A 23038-nucleotide genomic window follows, 5' to 3' on the forward strand; every position below is an offset into this window, starting at 1 on the left:
TTAGTGAGTATTCGACCTCTTTTCGCTGCCCTGGCCGTTCTGGCTCTGGCGGGTTGTGCAGCCGATCCGGCGCCGAATGAACAGATTCGCCTGACCGAACAGGCACTCGTCCAGGCAAAAGCCGTGGGCGCCACCGCCGACGACATGCCGGAAATGAAACTGGCCGAAGAAAAATTCGCCCGTGCCCAAAGCAATATGACCGAGCAGTCCTACAAACATGCGCGCATGCGGGCCGAGCAGGCCGAACTGGACGCGCGCCTGGCCGAAGCCAAGGTGTTGACCCTCAAGAGCGAGGAGCAATTGAACGTGCTCAATACCCGTATCACCCGTCTGCGCAAGCAACTGGGAGATGCCCAATGAGCCTGAAGTCGAAAGTGCTCGCCAGCTTGATCCTCGTCGGCTGCACCAGCCTGTATGGCTGCGCTGGCCAGCACAGTGACGCCGCTTTGCAAGAAGCGGGCGCCGACTTCCAGAAGGTCAAGGAAGACTCCAATGTGCTGCGCATCGCGCCCAAGGACGTGATCCGCGCCGGTGAGTCGCTGGCCCGCGCCGATCGTCTGTCCAGCTATTGGGGCAGCGGTTCGGACGTGGTGCATTACGCCTACCTGAGCCAGCGCTACAGCGAAATTGCCCGGGAGCACACCAATCTGGTGCTCAACGAAGAGCGCGCGGCGAAGCTCGAACTGGAGCGTCAGCGTCTGCAACTGGCACTGCGCGAATCCAAATTGCTCAGCGTTCAGCAACAGGGCAAGTGGCTCGAAGAGCAGATTGTCGCGCTGGCGACCACCCAGACGGATCGTGGCCTGGTGATGACCTTGGGCGATGTGCTGTTCGATACCGGTGAAGCCGAGCTGAAAAATTCGGCCAACCGTGTGGTGCTGAAGATTGTTCAGTTCCTGCAGCTCAATCCGAAACGCGTGGTGCGGATCGAAGGCTATACCGACAGCACCGGCGGCAAGCAGGACAACCTCAAGCTGTCCCGTGACCGTGCGCAATCGGTGGCTGACGTCCTGATGGATTTGGGCATCGACGACAAACGCATTCAAGTTGAAGGCTACGGCGATGAATACCCGGTGGACGTAAACGCTTCCGAGCGTGGCCGTGCGCAGAACCGTCGGGTGGAAATTGTGTTCTCCGACGAAAAAGGCCAGCTCGGCGCCGCCCGCTAAGCATCTTTGGAAAGGTAGGTTCGCGAAAGCGAATTACCCCCGAAATCTTGTAGCAAACCCGGCCTGCCAGACAGAGCCGGGTTTTTTTTCGTCTGCTTTTTGCAGGGTTGATCGCAAAAAGCAGTACAGATTTTGCTGACACTGCACTGTACGGTCGACTATTGTGGCAACTGTCCCAGTACACTTCTAAACTGTTCCGGTATTGTTTCACACAAGAATAAAATGCCCGTGAAATCGAGTGCTGCGTCATGACCAATCTCTTGCTCTACCAACGTATTGCTCAACAACTGGCCGAAGACATCCGCCGTGGTGTCTATCAACCGGGGGAGCGCGTGCCTTCGGTGCGCAAGATGAGCTCGCAGCTCAACGTCAGCCATGCGACGGTGTTGCAGGCGTATGCCAATCTTGAAGATCAAGGGCTGATCCGCGCCCGGCCGCAGTCGGGCTACTACGTTCACCAGACGCCGGCCCTGACTGCGCCGACGCCGGACATCGCCCGGGTCGAGCGTCCTGGCCTGGTCACGCGCAGCAGCATCATTCAACAAGTGTTGGTCGAATCCCGCCGCGAGGGTGTTTTTCCGTTGGGTGCCGCAGTGCCCAGTGTCGATTACCTGCCGGTGCGGGCGCTGCATCAGCAATTGGCCAAAGTCACTCGTTTCCATAGCCCGCGAGCCTTCAGCTACATGTTCAGCCCCGGTTTTGAACCGTTGCGCCGACAAGTGGCGATCCGCATGCGCGATGCCGGCGTGGTAGTCGATCCTTCCGAAGTGGTCATCACCCACGGCTGCGTCGACGCGTTGCAGATGTCACTGCGCGTATTGACCCGGCCGGGCGACCTGATCGCCGCCGAATCGCCGACGTATTACGGTCTGCTGCAACTGGCCGACTTGCTCGGCCTCAAAGTGATCGAAATCCCGAGTGATCCTGCCACCGGTATGAGTCTGGAAGCACTGCAACTGGCGGCCAACCAATGGTCGATCAAGGCGCTGGTGCTGACCACGCGACTGAGCAATCCCTTGGGTGGGACCATGCCCGAGGAGCGGCAGAAACAATTGCTGCGCCTGGCGTCTGATTTCGACATCCAGATTGTCGAAGACGATATTTACGGCGAACTGATGTTCGAGCAGGGGCGTACCAAATCACTCAAGGCCTATGATCGGCTGGATCGGGTCATCTATTGTTCAAGCTTCTCCAAAACCCTGTCGCCGGGCGTGCGGATCGGCTGGATGATTGCCGGCAAATACCAGCAGGAAATCCAGCGCCTGCAGACGTTCAGTACCCATTCGGCGTGCAGTGTTACGCAAATGGGCATTGCGGCGTATCTGGAAAACGGCGGCTACGACCGACATTTGCGCTACATCCGCCAGGAATACCGCAAGAACCTCAGCGCCTTCCAGCTCGCCGTTCAGCAATACTTCCCTGAAGGCACGCAGATGACCCGGCCGACCGGCGGCTTCATCTTGTGGGTCAGTTTGCCGGGACGGGTCAACACCCAGGAATTGCACGTACGGGCGTTGCAGCAGGGCATCAGTATTGCGCCGGGACTTATCTTCAGTAACACCGAGCAGTTCAATCACTGCATCCGGCTGAACTGCGGCATACCCTGGAACCGTGAAGCCGAACGGGCCTTGATGACGTTGGGGATGCTGGCGACGCAACTTTGCCAGGAGACGGCCGGCGGCTTCTGAGCAGTCGGGAGGGAGGTTCTCGGCGGAGCTTGTCATGTGGCGCGCAACAGGCGAGCATATGGCCCTCTGCCGTTACTGCTGTTGGGTTCATGAAACCGATTTTTCCTGCCGTCTGCCTGTTTCTTTGCCTGTTGATGACCGTTCACGCTGAAGGCGTCATGGCAGCGGCTGCCCAGGAAAAACCTGCCGCCAGCGCAACCGCAAAAAAACCGCTGCCTGCGAAAAAGGCCACGACGGTGAAAAAGCCAACGGCGGTGGTGAAAAAGCGTCCACCCATTGCCGCCAAGTCGAAGGCGCCCAGTGAAGTGGTGAAAACCCAACTGCCTCCCGTCAAACTTGACTTGAGACTGCCACCGCAAATGGCCCAGGAACTGAAACCGATCGGCACCGTGCCGCTGCCCAGTCACGATGCGCTGCTGCCACAAATGTTTGGTGAAAAGTCCGGCAGTAGCCCGTTTCAGCTCAACGGTCGGCTGCTCAGTAACGAAATGCAATTGCAGCTGCGCAATGAAGAGCGTCGGGACGTCGAAGGCGCGGCCTTGGATTTCGAGTTCAAGCAGTAAATCGTTCCCATCCGTGAGCCGCTGGCCAGACGCTTTGTCGGAGACTGGTCAGTCACACGGATTTGAATGAAAAAACCCCGGTCCGGGTAATTTTAAACAACTGTTTTAGCGGTTACTCTGTGCCCTGTCCTTTTACACATCACACCTCGTGAGGAGCTCGTCGTCATGAAATGCCGTGAAGGCTGTGGCGCCTGTTGCATTGCCCCTTCCATCAGTTCACCGATTCCCGGTATGCCCCATGGCAAAGCCGCTGGCGAACGTTGCGTGCAACTTTCGGTCGATAACTTGTGCAGCATCTTCGGCAAACCCGAACGCCCCGCAGTCTGTTCGGCTTTTGAAGCCGATATTGAAGTCTGCGGCAGTAGCAGTGACGAGGCGATCAAATTGCTGGGATGGTGGGAGCAAATGACGGCGGCGTGATGTGTTCAACCAACGGAACTTCAACAATAAGGAATAAAACCATGGGTTCACTGCATCGTATCGCTGTGTTGTGTGGATTGACTGCGGTTCTGGCTGCTACGGCTGCCCAGGCCGAAGACTGGAAGGTCGCCAAGAACGAAGACGGCATCAAGATTTCTCTGGCCGAAGTACCGGGTTCGGACTACAAGGCCTATCAGGGCGTCACTTTGATGAAGACCACCGTCGCCAAACTGCGCGCTCTGCAAGAAGACGCGTCCGGTGCCTGTGCCTGGATTCACGACTGCAAAATGCAGAAGTCGCTCAAGCACGAAGGCGACCAGAGCTGGACCTATACCCAATTCAATACCCCGTGGCCCGTCACGGCACGTGATTCGGTGCTGCACATCACCACCGTTGAAGGCGCCGATGGAAGCATGACCCGCAAGCTCGAAGGTGTACCGAAATACATTCCGGAAGAAAAAGGTTTCGTGCGCGTCGCCAAAGTCGACGGGTTCTGGAAGTTCGTGCCCAAGGGTGACCAGGTCGAAGTGACCTATCAGGTGCACACCGAGCCAGGCGGCAGCGTGCCATCGATGATTGCCAACAAGTTCGTGGTCGATGCACCATTCAATACCCTGAAAGCCCTGAAAGAACGCGCCGAGAAGTAATTACAGCGTCGTTCAGCAAAACGCCCCGACTGGTTCGGGGCGTTTGCGTTTTCAGCCGTGCGCGGCTTTATTGTGTTTCCGGATATGCGTTGCACAAAATTTTCACAAAGCCTCCAAGACAATCCGCCCGCATCTGTCAGCCAAACAGTAATCAATGGCAATGAGGCGGGTGATGGTGCAACATTTGCGCATCGCGCAAGCCCCGGGGCCAAGCAATGGTCAATAGAGGGCAGGGCGCCGCTGTATTTTTTGAAACTTCAACTTCCAATGGGTCCTTAAACGACATGGCAAACCCGGACGCCCTGAATCAGCAGCGAGCTTCTAGTCGCCTGCTGCAACCGACCGTCAAATCGCATCTGGCCTACACGCTGCTATGTGCCTTGATCATGATGGTCATGTTCAGCCTGCTGCGTGTTGCGCTGCTGGTCTACAACCGCTCGATGATCCTCGACACCCCGGCTTCGACTTTCCTTGAAGCGTTCGCCAACGGCCTGCGTTTCGACCTGCGCCTGGTGGTTTACCTCAGCGTTCCGCTATTGCTGGCGTTGTTCAGCGCGCGGGCCATGGCTGCTCGCGGGTTCTTCCGGTTCTGGCTGACCATTGCGTCGAGCATTGCGCTGTTCCTCGGCCTGATGGAGATGGACTTCTACCGCGAGTTCCACCAGCGCCTCAATGGCCTGGTCTTCCAGTACGTGAAGGAAGACCCGAAAACCGTGATGAGCATGCTCTGGTACGGTTTCCCGGTGGTTCGCTATCTGCTGGCGTGGGCCTTTGGCACATTGATCCTGACCCTGGCGTTCAAGGGCGCCGACCGTGCGACCCGGCCTCGTGGCCCATTCAGTGGCGGCAGCATCGGCACGCGTCAGATCGCCCCCTGGTATGCGCGAGGCGTCGTGTTCGTGGTCTGTCTGCTGGTCTGCGTGGTCGCCGCTCGGGGCACCCTGCGCCAGGGACCGCCGCTGCGTTGGGGTGACGTCTACACCACCGACTCGAACTTCGCCAACCAGTTGGGCCTCAACGGCACGCTGTCGCTGATCGCGGCGGCCAAGAGCCGGATCTCCGAAGATCGCGACAACATCTGGAAAGCCACACTGCCGCAGCCTCTGGCTCAGCAGACCGTGCGTGACATGTTGGTGATGAAAGACGAAAAACTGGTGGATGCTGAAACAGCCGCCGTGCGTCGTGACTACACACCACCGGCCGACAAGACCCTGCCGATCAAGAACGTGGTCGTGATCCTGATGGAAAGCATGGCCGGTCACTCGGTCGGCGCGTTGGGCGGCCCGGGCAACATCACGCCGTACCTCGACAAACTGTCGAAGGAAGGCCTGCTGTTCGACCGCTTCTTCTCCAACGGCACCCATACCCACCAGGGCATGTTCGCCACCATGGCGTGCTTCCCGAACCTGCCGGGTTTCGAATACCTGATGCAGACCCCTGAAGGCAGCCACAAACTGTCCGGCCTGCCACAGTTGCTCAGCGCCCGAAAATACGACGACGTGTACGTCTACAACGGTGATTTCGCCTGGGATAACCAGTCGGGCTTCTTCAGCAACCAGGGCATGACCAACTTCATCGGTCGTAACGACTTCGTCAACCCGGTGTTCTCCGATCCGACCTGGGGCGTGTCCGACCAGGACATGTTCGACCGTGGCCTGGTAGAGCTCAAGGCCCGGGAAGATGGCAAGCCGTTCTATGCCCTGCTGCAGACGCTGTCCAACCACACGCCGTACGCCTTGCCGACGCCATTGCCGGTCGAGCGCGTGACCGATCGCGGCAGCCTCAACGAACACCTGACCGCCATGCGTTACTCCGACTGGGCGTTGGGTCAGTTCTTCGAGAAAGCGCGTAAAGAGCCGTACTTCAAGGAGACCCTGTTTGTGATCGTGGGTGACCACGGTTTCGGTAACGAGCAGCAAATCACCGAAATGGACCTGGGCCGTTTCAACGTGCCGATGCTGATGATTGCACCGGGTATCCAGGAAAAGTTCGGCCAGCGTGACCACACCGTGGGCACTCAGATCGACATCGTGCCGACCATCATGGGGCGTATCGGTGGCGAAGTGCGCCATCAGTGCTGGGGGCGCGACCTGCTCAACCTGCCGGAAGGCGACACCGGTTTTGGTGTGATCAAGCCGTCAGGCAGCGAACAGACCACGGCCATTCTCACGGCTGACCAGATTCTGGTGTTGCCGAAAGAGAAGGAAATGGAGCCAAAGATGTACCGCTATGAACTGGGCGCCAAGCCGCATGCCGAGATCGTGCCGAACGATCCACGCACTGCCGAGTTGAAGCTCAAGCTTGAGTCGTTCCTGCAAACCGCGACCAAGAGCCTGCTCGACAACACCGCGGGTGTTGTGGACGGCAAGCCGGACTAAGTTTTCGGCGCAATAAAAAGAGGCCCTTTTTCAAGGGCCTCTTTTTTTGTCCGTTAATTCGTTATATCCGTTAGATCCTGCCAAGCAAGAGCAGAATCAACAGCACTACCAGGACGACGCCGATGATACCCGACGGGCCATAACCCCAACTTCTGGAGTGTGGGAAAACCGGCAGACCACCGATCAGCAAGAGGATCAGAATAACGATCAGAATTGTGCCCATGTCTATTATTTCCTTGTTGGAAGTGTTCTGGATTGACCTGTCTTTTAACGGTCAGCTGGAAGGTTATTAATTCAAGCTGCTTACAACGTCCGACTGGTGCGTGAGTCGGAAAATTCCATGTTTTTTTAATGTTTTTCGAAGGCCTGTTTATTTCGTTTTTTCCAGGATTAGTTGAACCACACGCGCCCACGGTTTGTTCGGGCCATTCAGCAATCTGATGGAGCGTGGGTCGGGCAAGGACCTTCGCTACACTCAGCGCATCTTTCCCGGAACCACAAGGCTGTTTGCTATGCAAAATCGCATGATGATCACTGGCGCGGGCTCGGGCCTGGGTCGCGAAATCGCGCTGCGCTGGGCGCGTGAAGGCTGGCAACTGGCCTTGTCGGATGTCAGCGAACCCGGCCTGCAAGAAACCTTGAAGCTGGTTCGCGACGCCGGTGGCGATGGCTTTATCCAGCGTTGCGATGTACGCGATTACAGCCAGCTGACCGCATTCGCCCAGGCCTGCGAAGAGAAGCTCGGCGGCATCGATGTCATCGTTAACAACGCCGGTGTCGCGTCCGGCGGCTTCTTCAGTGAACTGTCGCTGGAAGACTGGGACTGGCAGATCGCGATAAACCTGATGGGGGTGGTCAAGGGCTGCAAGGCGTTCCTGCCGCTGCTGGAGAAAAGCAAAGGCAAGATCATCAACATCGCGTCGATGGCTGCCCTGATGCAAGGCCCGGCCATGAGTAACTACAACGTGGCCAAGGCCGGCGTGGTGGCGTTGTCCGAGAGCCTGTTGATCGAACTGGCGCAACAGGAAGTGGGCGTGCATGTGGTTTGCCCGTCGTTCTTCCAGACTAACCTGCTCGACTCTTTCCGTGGCCCGACTCCGGCGATGAAAGCCCAGGTCGGCAAACTGCTGGAAAGTTCGCCGATTACCGCCACCGACATTGCCGACTACATATACAACCAGGTGGCTGCCGGCGAGTTCATGATCCTGCCGCACGAGCAGGGCCGCATGGCCTGGGCGATCAAGCAGAAAAACCCGCAACTGCTCTACAACGAAATGACCCTCATGGCCGACAAAATGCGCGCCAAGGCCAAACAAAGCGCAGGCTGATCTTGCCCGTAGGCAACCGCGTCGTTAGGGTGGCCGCCATCGGTCACTCTAACGAGACACCTGCATGCTCAATTACCTGTGGTTTTTCCTCGCGGCGCTCTTCGAAATCGCCGGCTGCTTCGCGTTCTGGATGTGGCTGCGCCAAGGCAAAAGCGTCTTGTGGGTGCTGCCTGCGTTGCTCAGCCTGACCTTGTTCGCGCTGCTACTGACCCGAGTCGAAGCCACCTACGCCGGGCGCGCCTATGCGTCCTACGGTGGGATCTACATCATTGCCTCGATTGGTTGGCTGGCCGTGGTCGAGCGGATTCGACCGCTGGGCTCGGACTGGATCGGCGTAGCGCTGTGCGTGATCGGCGCGAGCGTCATTCTGTTTGGCCCGCGCTTTTCCGCATCCTGAAGGATCGGTCCTGCATTAAAGCAATTTGTCGGACGCTTCCGTCAGGAGTGTTCTTCCAGAGCTGTAGGGCTGGACTGATTTGCCGCCATCGCATTGAAGACCCGCTAAACGCCGGGCATCTTCAAGGGCCGGCAATCTTCAAGGACCAATACCATGCTTGTACTCAGTCGCGTTGTGGGCGAGATGATTTCCATCGGTGATGACATTTCAGTGCGTATCCTCAACGTCAGCGGCAACAGTGTGCGTTTTGGCGTCGAGGCGCCGCAGAACGTCAATGTGCATCGCGCCGAGGTCTATGAGCGCATCCAGGTCAAACTGGCCAAGACCAAGGGGCGCTGAGCCGTTTAGTCGAACAGGTGCTTGGGTACATCGTGCTTGAGCATCAACTGGCACTGCTCGCTTTCCGGATCGAACACGATCAGTGCCTGACCTTTGGTCAATGCCTGGCGAACCCGCAATACACGGGTCTCCAGCGGTGTGTCATCGCCATTATCCGTACCGTCACGGGTCACGAAATCCTCGATCAGGCGGGTGAGGGTGTCGACTTCAAGTTGGTCGTAGGGAATCAGCATAGGCACCTCGGCTAAAACAATGTCGGGATGCTACGGCGAATGATCGGTCGCGGCTAGCCTCGGGCTGATGTGTTGCCAGGCCTGTCCCCTCGCGAGCAGGCAATACAAATGTCGGGATCAGTTATCGGAGCGCTGCCCGACAAGGCTGTCCACCGAAGGCACCCGCGTATCACTTTCCATCTGCGTCTCATGTTCGATCTGATGACTGAACCGGTCCAGCGACCCCTTCGCTGGTTGCGCGTCACTGGCAAACACCGGCGGGCTCAGAATGTAGGCACCGAGCAAGCGACTCAACGCCGCCAGGCTGTCGATGTGCGTACGCTCATAACCGTGCGTGGCGTCGCAACCAAAGGCGAGCAGGGCGGTGCGGATGTCGTGTCCAGCCGTCACCGCCGAATGCGCATCGCTGAAGTAATAACGGAACAGGTCGCGGCGCACGGGCAAGTCGTTGTCACTGGCCAGGCGCAGTAGATGCCGCGACAAGTGATAGTCATAAGGCCCGCCGGAATCCTGCATCGCCACGCTCACCGCGTGTTCGCTGGAATGCTGGCCGGGCGCGACCGGCGCAATGTCGATACCGACGAATTCACTGACATCCCACGGTAGCGCGGCCGCTGCGCCACTGCCGGTTTCTTCGGTGATGGTGAACAGCGGATGGCAGTCGATCATCAACTCCTCGCCACTGTCGACGATGGCTTTCAGCGCCGCGAGCAACGCCGCAACGCCGGCCTTGTCGTCCAGGTGACGGGCGCTGATGTGACCGCTTTCAGTGAACTCCGGCAAGGGGTCGAAGGCCACGAAGTCACCGACGCTGATCCCCAGCGAGTCGCAGTCGGCGCGGGTGGCGCAATAGGCATCGAGGCGCAGTTCGACGTGATCCCAACTGATCGGCATTTCGTCCACGGCGGTGTTGAAGGCGTGCCCGGAAGCCATCAGCGGCAACACGCTGCCGCGAATCACACCGTTGTCGGTAAACAGGCTGACCCGGCTGCCTTCGGCAAAACGACTGGACCAGCAACCGACCGGTGCCAGAGTCAGGCGTCCATTGTCTTTCACGGCGCGAACCGCCGCGCCGATGGTGTCCAGGTGCGCGGACACCGCACGGTCGGGGCTGTTTTTCTTGCCTTTGAGGGTGGCGCGGATAGTCCCGCGACGGGTCATTTCGAAGGGGATGCCCAATTCTTCAAGGCGCTCGGCGACATAGCGCACGATGGTGTCGGTGAACCCGGTGGGGCTGGGAATGGCGAGCATTTCCAGCAGGACTTTTTGCAGGTAGTTGAGATCCGGTTCAGGGATTTTAGTGGTCATGGAAACTCCTGATGAGTGAAGAGCTGATCGTTCCCACGCTCTGCGTGGGAATGCAGCGAGGGACGCTCTGCGTCCCAAGGGCGGACGCGAAGCGTCCGATGAGGCATCCCCACGCAGAGCGTGGGAACGATCAAGAAGGAGCTAGACCGCCGGCTGACTATGCGGAAACAACAAATCCACAAACCGCTCAGCCGTGGGCTGCGGTTCATGGTTGGCCAGACCGGCGCGCTCATTGGCTTCGATAAACACATACTCTGGCTGATCGGCCGCCGGCACCATCAAGTCGAGCCCGACCATCGGGATATCCAGCGCCCGCGCCGCCCGCACCGCTGCATCGACCAAGGTCGGATGCAGAATCGCCGTGACGTCCTCCAGCACCCCGCCCGTATGAAGATTCGCTGTACGCCGTACGAACAAATGCTCACCCGCCGGCAGAATGCTGTTGTAGTCGTAACCCGCGGCGTGCAACGTGCGCTGGGTCTCATGATCGAGCGGGATTTTGCTCTCGCCACAGGTGGCTGCCTGTCGCCGTCGACTCTGGGCTTCGATCAATGCGCCGATGGAATGCTGACCGTCGCCAACCACCTCCGCCGGTCGCCGAATCGCCGCCGCCACCACCTCAAACCCGATCACCAGAATCCGCAGGTCCAGGCCTTCGTGAAAGCTTTCCAGCAGCACTCGACTGTCGAACGTGCGGGCGGCTTCGATGGCTTGCTGCACGTCTTCAATGGTTCGCAGGTCCACGGCAACGCCCTGGCCTTGTTCGCCATTCAGCGGTTTGACCACCACCCGCGCGTGCTCATCGAGAAATGCCAGGTTGTCATCGGCGTTGCCGGCCAGTTGTTGCGAAGGCAGGTTCAAACCTGCGGCCTTGAGCGCTTTGTGGGTCAGGCTCTTGTCCTGGCACAAGGTCATGCTGATGGCGCTGGTCAGATCGCTCAACGATTCGCGGCAACGCACCCGGCGCCCGCCATGGCTGAGGGTGAACAGGCCGGCATCGGCGTCATCGACCTGCACATCAATGCCGCGGCGAAGGGCTTCCTCGACAATGATCCGCGCATACGGATTGAAGTCCGCCTCCGGACCAGGCCCAAGGAACAGCGGCTGATTGATGCCGTTCTTGCGCTTGATCGCAAAGGTCGAGAGGTTGCGAAAACCGAGCTTGGCGTAAAGGCTTTTTGCTTGTCGGTTGTCATGTAGAACCGATAAGTCCAGGTAACTCAGCCCACGGCTCATGAAGTGTTCGATCAAATGCCGCACCAACACCTCACCGACGCCCGGCCGCGAACAATGCGGATCGACCGCCAGGCACCACAAGCTGCTGCCGTTTTCCGGATCGTTGAATGCCTTGTGGTGATTGAGGCCCATGACACTTCCGATGATCGCGCCGCTGTCTTCGTCCTCGGCCAGCCAATACACCGGTCCGCCCAAGTGTCGCGGGGTCAGCAGGTTTGCATCGATCGGCAACATGCCGCGCGCCTGATACAACTGATTGATCGCCTGCCAATCCGCATCGCTTTGTGCCCGGCGAATGCGGAAGCCGCGAAACACACGAGTGGCTTGACGGTAATCGCTGAACCACAAACGCAAGGTGTCGGACGGGTCGAGAAAAAGTTGCGCCGGCTCCAGCCCCAGAATCTGCTGCGGCGCGGCAACGTATAAAGCAATGTCGCGCTCGCCCGGTTGCTCATTGAGCAACTCCTGGGCGAGGCTGGCAGGATCGGGGAAAGTGTGCCCGATCAGCAACCGGCCCCAGCCGCAATGCACGGCAATCGGTTCCGCACTCAGTTCGCTGCCGTCTTCGGCGAGACGCGCCTGCAAGCGTTCATAAGACGGTGTCTGGCCGCGCAACAAGCGTTGGCTATAAGCCGTGGCGTGGGGTTTCATCGATCAGATTCCTTGCTCGCTGAGCCACAGGTTCAGGGCCGCCAGTTGCCACAGCTTGGAGCCGCGCAGCGGAGTCAATTGACCCTGCGGGTCAGTCAGCAAACGGTCGAGCATCGCCGGGTTGAACAGACCGCGATCCTGACTCGGATCGAGCAGCAGTTCGCGCACCCAGTTCAGCGTATCGCCCTGCAAATGCTTGAGGCCGGGCACCGGGAAGTAACCCTTCTTGCGGTCGATGACTTCACCCGGAATCACCAGGCGCGCCGCTTCCTTGAGCACTTGCTTGCCGCCGTCCGGCAGTTTGAATTTGCCCGGCACACGGGCCGACAACTCCACCAGTCGATAGTCGAGAAACGGCGTGCGTGCTTCCAGGCCCCAGGCCATGGTCATGTTGTCGACGCGTTTGACCGGGTCGTCCACCAGCATCACCGTGCTGTCCAGACGCAGGGCTTTGTCCACCGCCGCATCGGCGCCGGGCTGTGCGAAATGTTCCTTCACGAAGTCACCGGCGGCGTCATTCGCTGTCAGCCATTTCGGCTGCACCGTGGCGGCGTAATCGTCATAGCTGCGGTCGAAAAATGCCTCGCGATAGGCGGCGTACGGATCGGCGGCGCCGTCGACTTGCGGATACCAGTGATACCCGGCGAACAACTCGTCCGCGCCCTGGCCGCTCTGGACCACTTTGCAATGTTTGGCCACTTCGCGGGACAGCAGATAAAAAGCGATGCAGTCATGACTGACCATCGGCTCGCTCATGGCGCGGAACGCAGCAGGCAGTTGCTCGATGATCTCTTTTTCGTCGATGCGCAATTGATGGTGCTGAGTGCCGTAGTGCTTGGCGATCAGGTCCGAATACTGGAACTCGTCGCCGCGTTCGCCGCCGGCATCCTGAAAACCGATGGAGAAGGTCGACAGGTTTTCCACGCCGACTTCACGCAACAGCCCGACCAGCAAACTCGAGTCGACGCCGCCCGATAGCAGTACGCCGACATCGACCGCCGCCCGTTGACGAATCGCCACCGCATCTCGGGTGCTGTCGAGCACCCGGTCGCACCAGTCTTCCAGGGTCAGGTTCATTTCGTCGGCGCGAGGGCCGTAGGGCAGGGTCCACCAGGTTTTCTGCTCGGTGCGGCCATCGGCTTCGATGCGCATCCAGGTGGCTGGCGGCAGTTTTTCAATGCCGGCCAGCAAGGTGCGCGGTGCCGGGACCACGGCGTGGAAGTTCAGGTAATGATTGAGCGCCACCGGGTCGAGTATCGGGCTGATGTCGCCACCCTTGAGCAACGCCGGCAGTGCCGAGGCAAAGCGCAGGCGCTGGCCGGTGCGCGACAGGTACAGCGGCTTGACGCCGAGACGGTCGCGGGCGATGAACAGGCGCTGGGCATCGCGCTCCCAGATAGCGAAGGCAAACATGCCGTTGAGCTTGGGGAGCAAGGCTTCGCCCCAAGCGTGATAGCCCTTGAGCAGTACTTCGGTGTCACCGCCGGAATAGAAGGCATAACCAAGGCTTTCGAGCTCGGTGCGCAATTCCGGAAAGTTGTAGATCGCGCCGTTGAAGGCCAGGGACAAGCCCAATTGATTGTCGACCATCGGCTGCGCCGAACCGTCCGACAGGTCCATGATTTTCAGCCGACGATGACCAAGCGCAATCGGCCCTTGGGCATGGAAACCCCACGCATCGGGGCCGCGAGGGGCCAGGTGATGGGTGATTCGTTCAACGGCCGCGAGGTCCGCAGGTTGATGATCAAAGCGTAACTCGCCAGCTAATCCGCACATAAAATCCTTACCGGTTTTTCCGTTGGGGAGGGTCAATCGATACCCGGCCAAAACGGCGGGTACTCAGAAACTGACCCGGTGGGACCGTGGGAGTTTTAGATCGATAAGTAATAAGCCGCCGCAGTGAACCGGACGGCCTTACCCGAAAAGAGCTGGAGGTGTGCGGTACATATTGATGCGACGCATTGAAAATGCTGCTGCTTAAGCAACTGAATACACGAGGTTTTCTGATTATTCATTGACGATTGAAGGGGCTACTTTAGGGACTCTCCCGCTTGCAATAAGGAACATTGCGAATGTCAGACAAGGACCCCGTCAACCCGGCTGTCAAGCCATTCACGGATTCAGATCAGCTATCGGCTTTGATCGACATGACTGGCGATCTGGACAGTGCCGAAACGCTTCAAAAGACCTTGCCCAAGTGGCTGACCGACGCCACACCCGAGCAGATCGCCGCGCTTGCCAGCGCCATGCGTGAGCTGCAGGTCTGTCAACTCAAGGTTCAGCCGACACTTGATGCGCTCAAGCCGCTGTACGAGTTCTGTCGCACTGAATTGACGGAAGCGCTGACGACGCAATTCGCTGTGGCGTTCGACGTTGAAAAAGACGCCGTCGAGCTACCGGGATTCGATTGCGGTTGCCCCGGTTCCACCGCGACCGATGATGTAGCCAAACAGCAAGTGATCGCCCAACGCAGCTTGTTACAGGCTGCAATGCATAACTTCACCGAGGACGAAACGGCTGAGAATGGCTTCCCTCCAGGCGCGATTGTACGTCTGGTTTCAACGCCAGAGGGTTTGCGCCGGTTGACGCCCATGGCATTTGCCAAAGTGTGTCGCGATCTGGATTTGGGGAAGCGCTACCAGACTCATTTCGAGACCACCTTCAAACCTGCCGCGGTAGGGCTGGACATCCGCCGGCTGAAATTGAGTGCGCTCAAGGTGGACGCTCATACGGCGCTATTGAAAGGCGACATTGGTGACTCGGCGTTTCAGATGTTGCAAAGCCTGGAGTTGAACAGCGGCGCAGGCGACGCTGCGGGCGTGAAGGCCATTCTCTACGAGGATTTACCGGTTCATACGCAAGGGCTGGAGTTGTTCGGAACCTGTGTCTGGGGAGTGGTCATCTTCTCAAAACGAGCGCTAACGGATCATCCGATCGACGGGTGTGTCGTGTACATGCCGAACGAGCCAACCCGGCCGTTATACGAATACAGCACCTTCGCCCTGTTCGAGTATTATTTGTACCGACAGCTGAAGGATCGTGCCTACGCGGATTTTTTCGCCAGCTACATCGATGAAAGCAACAAAACCAATTTCTACACCTCTGTCACACAAAAGAAGGCAATGAACCTGCAGGCGTCTCCCATTCTGGTGACGCTGTTCAATTTCCTTTACCAGAGCCATGTCACGAAGATGCAGAGTGATGCATTGATCCTGGCTGTGCCGACGGCGGATGTTGACGCCGTTTCGCGTCAGAAACGTCTGGAAGCATACGAAGAAGCAGGCCTGCTGATCGCCAACATCGCCGGGTTATTTGTTCCGGTGCTGGGGCAATTGATGATGGGGCTTGCGGTTGGACAACTGTTGGGCGAGGTCTACGACGGTATTGAAGATTGGCGCCATGGCGACAAGGCCGGGGCAATGGCCCACCTGCTCAACGTTGCAGAAAACATTGCCATGATGGCGGCATTTGCGGCGGGCACCAAAGCCATCGGTTCACTGGTCAGGAGGACTGTCGAGCAGCATCCGGAATTTTTCAGTCGGTTCACCGCCGTAAAGAATTCGGCAGGCAAACCCCGGCTCTGGTTGTCGGACGGGGCGCCCTACCGACGAACGCCGCCAGTGGGGGGCACCGCTGATGCCGAGGGCATCTATCACGTCGGTCCCCAGCGTTTCATCAGGATCGACGATGCGAATTATGAGATTACCTTCGATCAGGTTCTGGACGCATGGCGAGTCAGCCATCCTGCCCGCCGCGGCGCTTTTTCACCGGTTGTCGAGCAAATCGGTGAGGGCGGTTGGCGCTTTGCTCATGAACAACCCGAAGCATGGAGCAGCGGTGTCTATGCCTTGAAACGCATCGATCCGCGGTTGGCCGAACTCGATGAGTGGCGGCTGGAAGATATACGGAAAATCACCGACACCCCGTTCGCTCGACTGCATCATCTGGCTGACAAAAACAGAGGGTTGCCTGCGCGGTTCAAGGATAGCGTCGCGCGTTTTCGTCTCGAGCAGCGGCTGACCGATTTCATTGCAGACCTGGAGAAAGGTGATACACGACGTGCCGAGTATGCCCCGGAGCAACTGCATACCTTGCCATCCCTGCCGGGTTGGCCAGCAGACCGTTATATTGAAGTGCTCGATAACGAGCGCAAGATCACCGCGATGTACCCGCCAACGACGTTGGTCCCGGACGAAGAGTTGAGTATCGTAGTGACCGAGGCGCAGTTGGCCAGGGGCGATTTGCTGGATACGGTGGTGGCCGGGCTGTATCAGAGTGAGGTCGATGCATTGCTGGGCAAGCCCGTCGTCAAAGGTACAGAGAGCGGATTGCTTGCGAGGAAAATCGGAGCGGCGGTGAAGGCTGATCGCAGATCCGTCTTCAAGCACCTGTATCAACGGCATGACCAGAGCATCGTCAGCGATGTGCAAAAAGTACGCAGCGTCTTTTCCGAACTTCCCGCCGGTCTGGCGCAGGAGTTGATCGCCGCCTCTACCAGTGCCGAACGCCTTGGCTTGCGAGCAACAGGGCGGATTCCCATGGGGTTGGCGCAAAACGTCCGGCAAGTGTTGGCCGATATCCGTCTGGACCGGGCGCTGGCCGGGTTTTCGTTACCCGAAATTGCGGAGGCCGACACGCGGAAGCTGGCCATACCGTTGCTTTCCCGCCTGGGTGGCTGGAGCAAAGATGTGCGGATTGAACTCCGAGAGGGTTCTACCACCGGTACCTTGTCGGCCAGCGTGGGCAACGAGAACGCTGCGCTCAAACGCGTCATCATCAGCACTGCCAGCGGACACGAAGCGTTCGGCAGCGATGGGAAATCGCTTGGCGCCGCTTTGGGGGCCAACAGCCTCTACAGCGCGATCTTGCGCGCGCTTCCCCTGGAGCAACGCACGGCCATGGGCGTCGCCGGAATCGGGGACAACGATGCGCGGCAATTGCGTGTCGATCTGCTGGGCAAGGGCGTTGAGAGTAGAGCCATCGCCGAGCGAGTGTTATCAGGTGCCTCAATTGAAGATCCGCCTTCGTCCGGCGAGTGCCTGCAAGCCGATGAACCGGTGCCCGGAACGACTCACCCTCGAGCGCTGGTTCGCAAGGTCAGAAAGCTTTACCCGCTGCTGACCGACGCTCAGGCCCGGGCATTGCTTGAGGGACTGGGTAGCGACCACTTGGTGCGAGCGAAGGAGGTCAGAAGTCGACAGCAGGCGTTGAAAAAGCTGCGAAGTACGCTCCGCGCCTGGCGCGCAGAGGAGATCGATCCGAGGTCACCGACCGAGAACCCCAGCGAGTGGCGCCAGAGTCGCTTGCAAGTGTCCGACATCATGGAAAACAGCTGGCGTCGTCTGTTTTTCATGCGCAATGAAAAAGCGACTTCGGTACCGGGTTTGAGTCTGGACAAGATGCGCGTTGGCAAGCTCCCGATCTTGCCACCCGAGGTCACCTTTGATCACGTGCAATACCTGTCGCTCAAGGACATGGAGCTGGATAACGATGTGGCGTACTTCCTCAAGGCGTTCAGAAACCTTGAATCCCTGGTGCTGGATGCCAACAAACTGACATTGCTGCCGGAAATTCTTTCGCAGATGCCGACGCTCAAACACCTCAGCCTGGCGAACAACGATTTGCAATTGACCGAGCAGACCTTGAAGAAGTTGAACGGTATGCGAACGCTTGAAACCCTCAACCTGACTGGAAACCGCCGACTCGGCGCAACGCTGGATGTTGGCCGGCTGTTTGATTTGCGTTACCTGTCACTGCGCGACACCCGGGCTACTGAATTACCGAAAAACCTCGCGCGCTTACCCAATCTGGAGCGAGTTGATCTGCGCGACAATGAGATCAAGGACCTGCCGGACTGGTTGTTCAGCAGCACCCGGCGGTTGAGCGAAACACTCAACTTGCGGCATAACCCTCTATCGGACGATAGCCAGTCCCGCCTTGGGCAATTTCGTGAACGGGTCGGCGTCGGCATGGGGTATCTCGAAGACGACATTGCCCGATTGAACGAGCAACAGGCGCGAGAACTCTGGTTGCCAGAGGAGTGGGTGTCGCCCGCGCGGGCTGCAACATGGACGGCATTCAAGGACGTCCCGGCATCTGATGGTCTGTTTCGATTACTGGCCGAACTGGGAGACACCGCGGATGCCGAATATGTGCGCGAGGACATGACCCGACGAGTCTGGAGCGTGCTGGACGCCGCCCAGGCCAATACGTTGCTGCGCGAGCAGGTGTTCGAACTGGCTGCCAATCCAATCAACTGCACGGATTCGGCGGCAATGAACTTCAGTCATCTGGAAGTGGCCACGGAAGTGGACAAGGCGATCAATCCCGTCGGGAGCTTGCGTTCTACGGCAGCAGGTTTGTTGAAGCTTGGGCGAGGTCTGTTTCGGCTTGAGGAACTGGAGAAGCTCGCTCAAAGCCACATCAGGCAGGACCTCAAGGCTGATCCGCTGGAAGTCAGCCTCGCCTATCGAACCGGGTTGGCCAACACTCTGGACTTGCCGGGACAACCCACACACATGCGCTATGCCTCTTTGAGCGGTGTGAAGCAGACCGATCTCGACATTGCGGAACGCAAAATTAAAAGCGCAGAGCTGTCACCGCAGTTGAAACGGTTTTTGATCCGTCAGCCGTTTTGGACGGATTACCTGAGTCGCCATTACTCTGGACGATTCGCATCGGTCAGCGGGACGTATCCGGCAAAGTTGCAAGCGGTATTCGATAAGGCCGAGAGCCTGACGACGGCCGATTATCTCAGTCAGGTGTCGGTGATCAAGACCGAAAAAGAAACGGCGGAGAATGCCGTTTTCGAGCGCTTGACCGAGGACGTCATGAAAATGGTGGAGCTGGGCACTTGCTCTCTGGCGGACGGTTGAGCGGTTTCACTGACCCCGGATCAAACGCCGCAAGGCAAAGCGGTTTGGATGACAGGCTTCAGCCACGGCTCTGGGTAATGGCAGCGGCTCGTCATCCAGCCACGCTGCCAGCAACTCGCCCGACAACGGCGCAGTAATCAGCCCCCGTGAACCGTGACCGCTGTTGACGTACAAACCGTCCAGCCATGGGCAAGGGGTGTCCGGAGTTTGCCGGGCATCCTTGCTCAGGGCGATGTAGGCGTCGGCAAATGCCTGGCTGTCGGCCAAGGGGCCGACAATCGGCAAGTAATCCGGGCTGGTGCAGCGAAACGCTGCGCGCCCTTCAAGTGCTTCTGGTTGCAAGGTGTCTGCACCGAGTCGCGCGACCAGGTCCATCGAGATTTCTTCGAGCATGTGCAGATTGCCGGCATGCTCGGCAGCTGTGGGGGTCAGGTCATCGTTATTGAAATCGAAACTCGCGCCGAGGGTGTGCTCACCCAAACGTGCCGGAGCGACATACCCTTCGGCGCACACGACGGTGCTCAGGCTTTGGCTTTCAGGTGTCTGGCGCAGGCGGGTGATCTGCCCGCGAATTCGTTTGAGCGGCAGCTCGCTGCTGTAGGGAAAGCGCTTGATCTCGGCGGCGCCGGCAAGCACCACCACGGGAGCATCGGCCAGCAATGATGTGCCATCCCATGCTTGCCATTGCCCGTCGACACGGCGTAGCTCCAGCACATCACGATGGGTCAGAATCCGGATGTTCGGATGCCCGGCTTGCCAGTGGCACAGGGCGGGTGGATGCACCCAACCGCCTTCGGGGTAAAACAGGCCGCCCGATTGCAGCGCGACACCGGCGCGACGCTCGGCTGTTTCGCGATCAAGCAGGTGCAGCAGGTCTTCAGGAAACGCTGCCGCCAACTGCGCCTGACGTTCCGCTTCCTTGGTACTGAAGGCCAATTGCAGTACACCGCAATCGCCCCAGTCGACACCGCGCTGCAAATGCTCCAGCAACCGACGGGTGTGGCCAAAACCGCTGACAATCAATTGTGACAAAGCCGTGCCATGGGCCGACAGCTTAAGGTACAAAACGCCTTGTGGATTGCCTGAGGCTTCTTGCGCGAGCGCGTCGTGACGCTCCAGCAAGCTGACCTGCCAACCCCGTGCAGCGAGACTCGCGGCCGTGGCGCAGCCGGCCAGTCCGGCACCGATCACCAGCGCATGACGTTCGCCGTCCAGCGGCGTCGGGCGAGCAAACCAGGGTTTTGCCGTAACGGGTGCGGCGCTGTCTTCAGGCCAACCGAGAAACACGCCCCGCAGGATTTCCCATTTGTGGCCGATGCCAGGCGTGCGCTTCATCTTGAAGCCCGCCGCATTCAGCAAACGGCGCACCCAACCGGTGCTGGTGAATGTGCTGATGGTCGAGCCTGGCGCTGCGAGCCGTGCCAGTTCGGCAAACAGTTCGGCGGTCCACATGTCGGGATTTTTCGCCGGGGCGAAACCGTCGAGAAACCAGGCGTCAATCTGCGCGTCCAGTTGCGGCAACTGCTCCAGTGCATCGCCGATCAGCAGCGTCAGGGTGATCCGGCCGTTGTCCAGGACCAGACGCTGGAAGCCTTGATGGATTGCCACGTATTGCGCGAGCAGTTGATCGGCGAACGGTTTGAGTTCCGGCCATAACGCCAGGGCTCGTTGCAAATCGGGTGCGTTCAACGGGTACTTTTCGACGCTGACAAAGTGCAGTCGCGCACCCGCCACCGCGTGTTGCTCAAACAATTGCCAGGCACACAAAAAATTCAACCCGGTGCCGAAGCCGGTCTCGCCAATGACCAAGCGGCCACCGTCCGCTAACGCCGCAAATCGCTCACGCAAATTGTTCTGTTCGAGGAACACGTAACGGGTTTCTTCAAGACCGGATTTGTCCGAAAAATACACGTCATCGAACACTCGCGAATACGGGCGACCCTGGTCGTCCCAGTCGAGTTGGGCGTGAGGCAATACAGGTTTCATGGCAGGCTCGGCAACGGCAAGGCCGCCATTCTAGCCGATCGCCGGGGGGATGCTTGATCTATGGCACGGGAGACTTGTAGCCGCTGCCGAAGGCTGCGTTCGGCCGCGCAGCGGTCGCAAAATCGAGCCATGGGTTTTTTCAGGTAAATAAAGAGTTCAGGTTTCACGACCGCTACGCAGTCGAACGCAGCCTTCGGCAGCTGCTACACGAAACTGTTCCGGCAGTGAGGTGAGGGATTTCTCCCCCGCAAGGGAGGTCAATCCGCTAGTCTTGCTCAATCAGGAAAGGGAGCCGTCCATGTTTGAATCCGCCGAAATCGGTCACGCCATCGACAAAGAAACCTATGACGCCGAGGTGCCGGCGCTGCGCGAAGCCTTGCTGGAAGCGCAATTCGATCTTCAGCAGCAGCAACGTTTCCCGGTGATCATCCTGATCAATGGCATCGAAGGCGCCGGCAAGGGCGAGACGGTCAAGCTGCTCAACGAATGGATGGACCCGCGCCTGATTGAAGTCCGCACCTTCGACCAGCAGACCGACGAAGAGCTGGCGCGGCCACCGGCCTGGCGTTACTGGCGGATGTTGCCGGCCAAGGGCCGCATGGGGGTTTTCTTTGGCAACTGGTACAGCCAGATGCTGCAAGGCCGGGTCCATGGCCTGTTCAAGGATGCCGTGCTCGATCAGTCGATCAACCAGTCCGAGCGCTTTGAAAAAATGCTCTGCGACGAAGGTGCGCTGATCGTCAAGTTCTGGTTCCACCTCTCCAAAAAGCAAATGAAGGCACGCCTCAAGGCCCTGGCCGACGATCCGCTGCACAGCTGGCGCATCAGTCCGCTGGACTGGCAGCAATCCCGGACCTACGACAAATTCGTGAAGTACGGCGAGCGTGTATTGCGTCGCACCAGTCGCGACTACGCGCCGTGGCATGTGATTGAAGGGGCGGACCCCCACTATCGCAGCCTGGCGGTGGGCAAGATCCTGCTCGAAGGCCTGCAAAATGCGCTCAAGCGACCCAAGGTCCATCCCGACAAGGTCAACGCCGCGCCGCTGCCGATCCATATCGATCAGATCAACCTGCTCGACAGCCTCGACTTGACCCAGCAGCTGGACAAGGAAGATTACGAAGAACAGCTGATTACCGAGCAGGCGCGGTTCTCCGGTCTGATGCGCGATAAACGCATGCGTCAGCACGCGTTGGTGGCGGTGTTCGAAGGCAATGATGCGGCGGGCAAGGGCGGGGCGATCCGGCGAGTCGCGGCGGCGCTCGATCCGCGTCAGTACAGCATCGTGCCAATTGGCGCACCCACTGAAGAGGAGCGGGCACAGCCCTATCTGTGGCGGTTCTGGCGCCACCTGCCGGCCAAGGGCAAGTTCACGGTATTTGATCGGTCCTGGTATGGGCGGGTGCTGGTGGAGCGCATCGAAGAGCTCTGTCCGCCAGCAGACTGGCTGCGGGCCTACAGTGAGATTAACGACTTCGAAGAGCAGATTTCCGATTCGGGCATCATCGTCGTCAAGTTCTGGTTGGCCATCGACAAGCAGACCCAACTGGAGCGTTTTCAGGCGCGGGAAGAAATTCCCTTCAAGCGTTTCAAGATCACCGAAGACGATTGGCGCAATCGCGAAAAATGGGACGCTTACCGCGCCGCCGTCGGCGACATGGTCGATCGCACCAGCACCGAAATCTCGCTCTGGACCCTGGTGGAAGCCAATGACAAGCGCTGGGCGCGGGTCAAAGTCCTGCGCACGATCAATCGGGCATTGGAGGACGCGTTCGAAAAGTCCGACAAGAAGGCCAGGCAGCACAAGAACTGAGGCGATG

18 protein-coding genes are annotated in these 23038 nt (G+C 58.9%); 12 read left to right on the plus strand and 6 right to left on the minus strand.

Annotated features, from left to right (window positions below):
• Nucleotides 1–3 precede the first annotated feature (3 nt).
• The 7 genes from D882_RS0115420 to D882_RS0115450 all read left to right on the plus strand — a co-directional run bounded on the left by D882_RS0115420 (nucleotide 4) and on the right by D882_RS0115450 (nucleotide 6865).
• Nucleotides 4–360 carry a DUF4398 domain-containing protein gene (locus D882_RS0115420; protein WP_027924077.1) on the plus strand — a complete coding sequence of 119 codons (357 nt, stop codon included), beginning with the start codon at nucleotides 4–6 and terminating at the stop codon, nucleotides 358–360.
• The gene (locus tag D882_RS0115425; RefSeq protein WP_027924078.1) at nucleotides 357–1169 is read left to right on the plus strand and encodes an OmpA family protein; all 813 of its coding nucleotides are present in this window, start codon (nucleotides 357–359) and stop codon (nucleotides 1167–1169) included. Before D882_RS0115420 ends, D882_RS0115425 begins: the two co-directional genes overlap by 4 nt.
• A gap of 248 nt (nucleotides 1170–1417) precedes the next feature.
• Nucleotides 1418–2857: a PLP-dependent aminotransferase family protein gene (locus D882_RS0115430; RefSeq protein WP_027924079.1), complete on the plus strand. Its 1440-nt coding sequence runs from the start codon at nucleotides 1418–1420 to the stop codon at nucleotides 2855–2857.
• Nucleotides 2858–2946: 89 nt separating this feature from the next.
• Nucleotides 2947–3420, plus strand: a complete 474-nt coding sequence (locus D882_RS0115435) for a hypothetical protein (protein WP_027924080.1) — start codon at nucleotides 2947–2949, stop codon at nucleotides 3418–3420.
• Nucleotides 3421–3585: 165 nt separating this feature from the next.
• Nucleotides 3586–3840 carry a YkgJ family cysteine cluster protein gene (locus D882_RS0115440; protein ID WP_027924081.1) on the plus strand — a complete coding sequence of 85 codons (255 nt, stop codon included), beginning with the start codon at nucleotides 3586–3588 and terminating at the stop codon, nucleotides 3838–3840.
• Between the two features lie 41 nt (nucleotides 3841–3881).
• Nucleotides 3882–4487, plus strand: coding sequence for an START domain-containing protein (locus D882_RS0115445; RefSeq protein ID WP_027924082.1), 606 nt, complete (start codon nucleotides 3882–3884; stop codon nucleotides 4485–4487).
• A gap of 284 nt (nucleotides 4488–4771) precedes the next feature.
• Entirely contained in the window at nucleotides 4772–6865 is a 2094-nt protein-coding gene (locus tag D882_RS0115450) for an LTA synthase family protein (protein ID WP_027924083.1), read from the plus strand.
• Between the two features lie 70 nt (nucleotides 6866–6935).
• On the opposite strand, the gene D882_RS1000000132070 is transcribed toward D882_RS0115450, so the two are convergent.
• Nucleotides 6936–7094: a DUF3309 family protein gene (locus tag D882_RS1000000132070; protein WP_172825980.1), complete on the minus strand. Its 159-nt coding sequence runs from the start codon at nucleotides 7092–7094 to the stop codon at nucleotides 6936–6938.
• Between the two features lie 283 nt (nucleotides 7095–7377).
• Here D882_RS1000000132070 and D882_RS0115460 point away from each other — a divergent pair, with 283 nt between their 5' ends.
• The 3 genes from D882_RS0115460 (at nucleotide 7378) to csrA (ending at nucleotide 8929) form a co-directional block, all read left to right on the plus strand.
• Nucleotides 7378–8193 carry an SDR family oxidoreductase gene (locus tag D882_RS0115460; RefSeq protein WP_027924084.1) on the plus strand — a complete coding sequence of 272 codons (816 nt, stop codon included), beginning with the start codon at nucleotides 7378–7380 and terminating at the stop codon, nucleotides 8191–8193.
• Nucleotides 8194–8257: 64 nt separating this feature from the next.
• Nucleotides 8258–8590, plus strand: a complete 333-nt coding sequence (locus tag D882_RS0115465) for a YnfA family protein (RefSeq protein WP_027924085.1) — start codon at nucleotides 8258–8260, stop codon at nucleotides 8588–8590.
• Between the two features lie 153 nt (nucleotides 8591–8743).
• Nucleotides 8744–8929, plus strand: coding sequence for a carbon storage regulator CsrA (csrA, locus tag D882_RS0115470; RefSeq protein WP_027924086.1), 186 nt, complete (start codon nucleotides 8744–8746; stop codon nucleotides 8927–8929).
• A 5-nt stretch (nucleotides 8930–8934) separates the two neighbouring features.
• Here the strand turns inward: csrA and D882_RS0115475 are convergent, their stop codons facing one another.
• The 4 genes from D882_RS0115475 to D882_RS0115490 form a co-directional block, all read right to left on the minus strand.
• Nucleotides 8935–9162: a YheU family protein gene (locus D882_RS0115475; protein ID WP_007945785.1), complete on the minus strand. Its 228-nt coding sequence runs from the start codon at nucleotides 9160–9162 to the stop codon at nucleotides 8935–8937.
• Between the two features lie 117 nt (nucleotides 9163–9279).
• Nucleotides 9280–10470, minus strand: coding sequence for an osmoprotectant NAGGN system M42 family peptidase (locus D882_RS0115480; protein ID WP_027924087.1), 1191 nt, complete (start codon nucleotides 10468–10470; stop codon nucleotides 9280–9282).
• Between the two features lie 141 nt (nucleotides 10471–10611).
• A complete protein-coding gene (ngg, locus tag D882_RS0115485) occupies nucleotides 10612–12357 on the minus strand; it encodes an N-acetylglutaminylglutamine synthetase (RefSeq protein ID WP_027924088.1) in 1746 nt (581 codons plus the stop codon).
• 3 nt (nucleotides 12358–12360) lie between these two features.
• Nucleotides 12361–14133: an N-acetylglutaminylglutamine amidotransferase gene (locus D882_RS0115490; protein ID WP_027924089.1), complete on the minus strand. Its 1773-nt coding sequence runs from the start codon at nucleotides 14131–14133 to the stop codon at nucleotides 12361–12363.
• 296 nt (nucleotides 14134–14429) lie between these two features.
• Here D882_RS0115490 and D882_RS0115495 point away from each other — a divergent pair, with 296 nt between their 5' ends.
• The gene (locus tag D882_RS0115495) at nucleotides 14430–19232 is read left to right on the plus strand and encodes an NEL-type E3 ubiquitin ligase domain-containing protein (RefSeq protein ID WP_027924090.1); all 4803 of its coding nucleotides are present in this window, start codon (nucleotides 14430–14432) and stop codon (nucleotides 19230–19232) included.
• A 6-nt stretch (nucleotides 19233–19238) separates the two neighbouring features.
• On the opposite strand, the gene mnmC is transcribed toward D882_RS0115495, so the two are convergent.
• Complete coding sequence (gene mnmC / locus D882_RS0115500) at nucleotides 19239–21218, minus strand: bifunctional tRNA (5-methylaminomethyl-2-thiouridine)(34)-methyltransferase MnmD/FAD-dependent 5-carboxymethylaminomethyl-2-thiouridine(34) oxidoreductase MnmC (protein ID WP_027924091.1); 1980 nt, start codon at nucleotides 21216–21218, stop codon at nucleotides 19239–19241.
• A gap of 298 nt (nucleotides 21219–21516) precedes the next feature.
• Between mnmC and pap the strand changes: the two genes are divergently transcribed.
• On the plus strand, nucleotides 21517–23031 hold the full coding sequence (pap, locus tag D882_RS0115505; protein WP_027924092.1) for a polyphosphate:AMP phosphotransferase: 1515 nt from the start codon (nucleotides 21517–21519) through the stop codon (nucleotides 23029–23031).
• Nucleotides 23032–23038: the final 7 nt, after the last annotated feature.

Origin of the sequence: Pseudomonas sp. URMO17WK12:I12, from assembly GCF_000514395.1 — a bacterium.
GTDB lineage: Bacteria > Pseudomonadota > Gammaproteobacteria > Pseudomonadales > Pseudomonadaceae > Aquipseudomonas > Aquipseudomonas mucoides.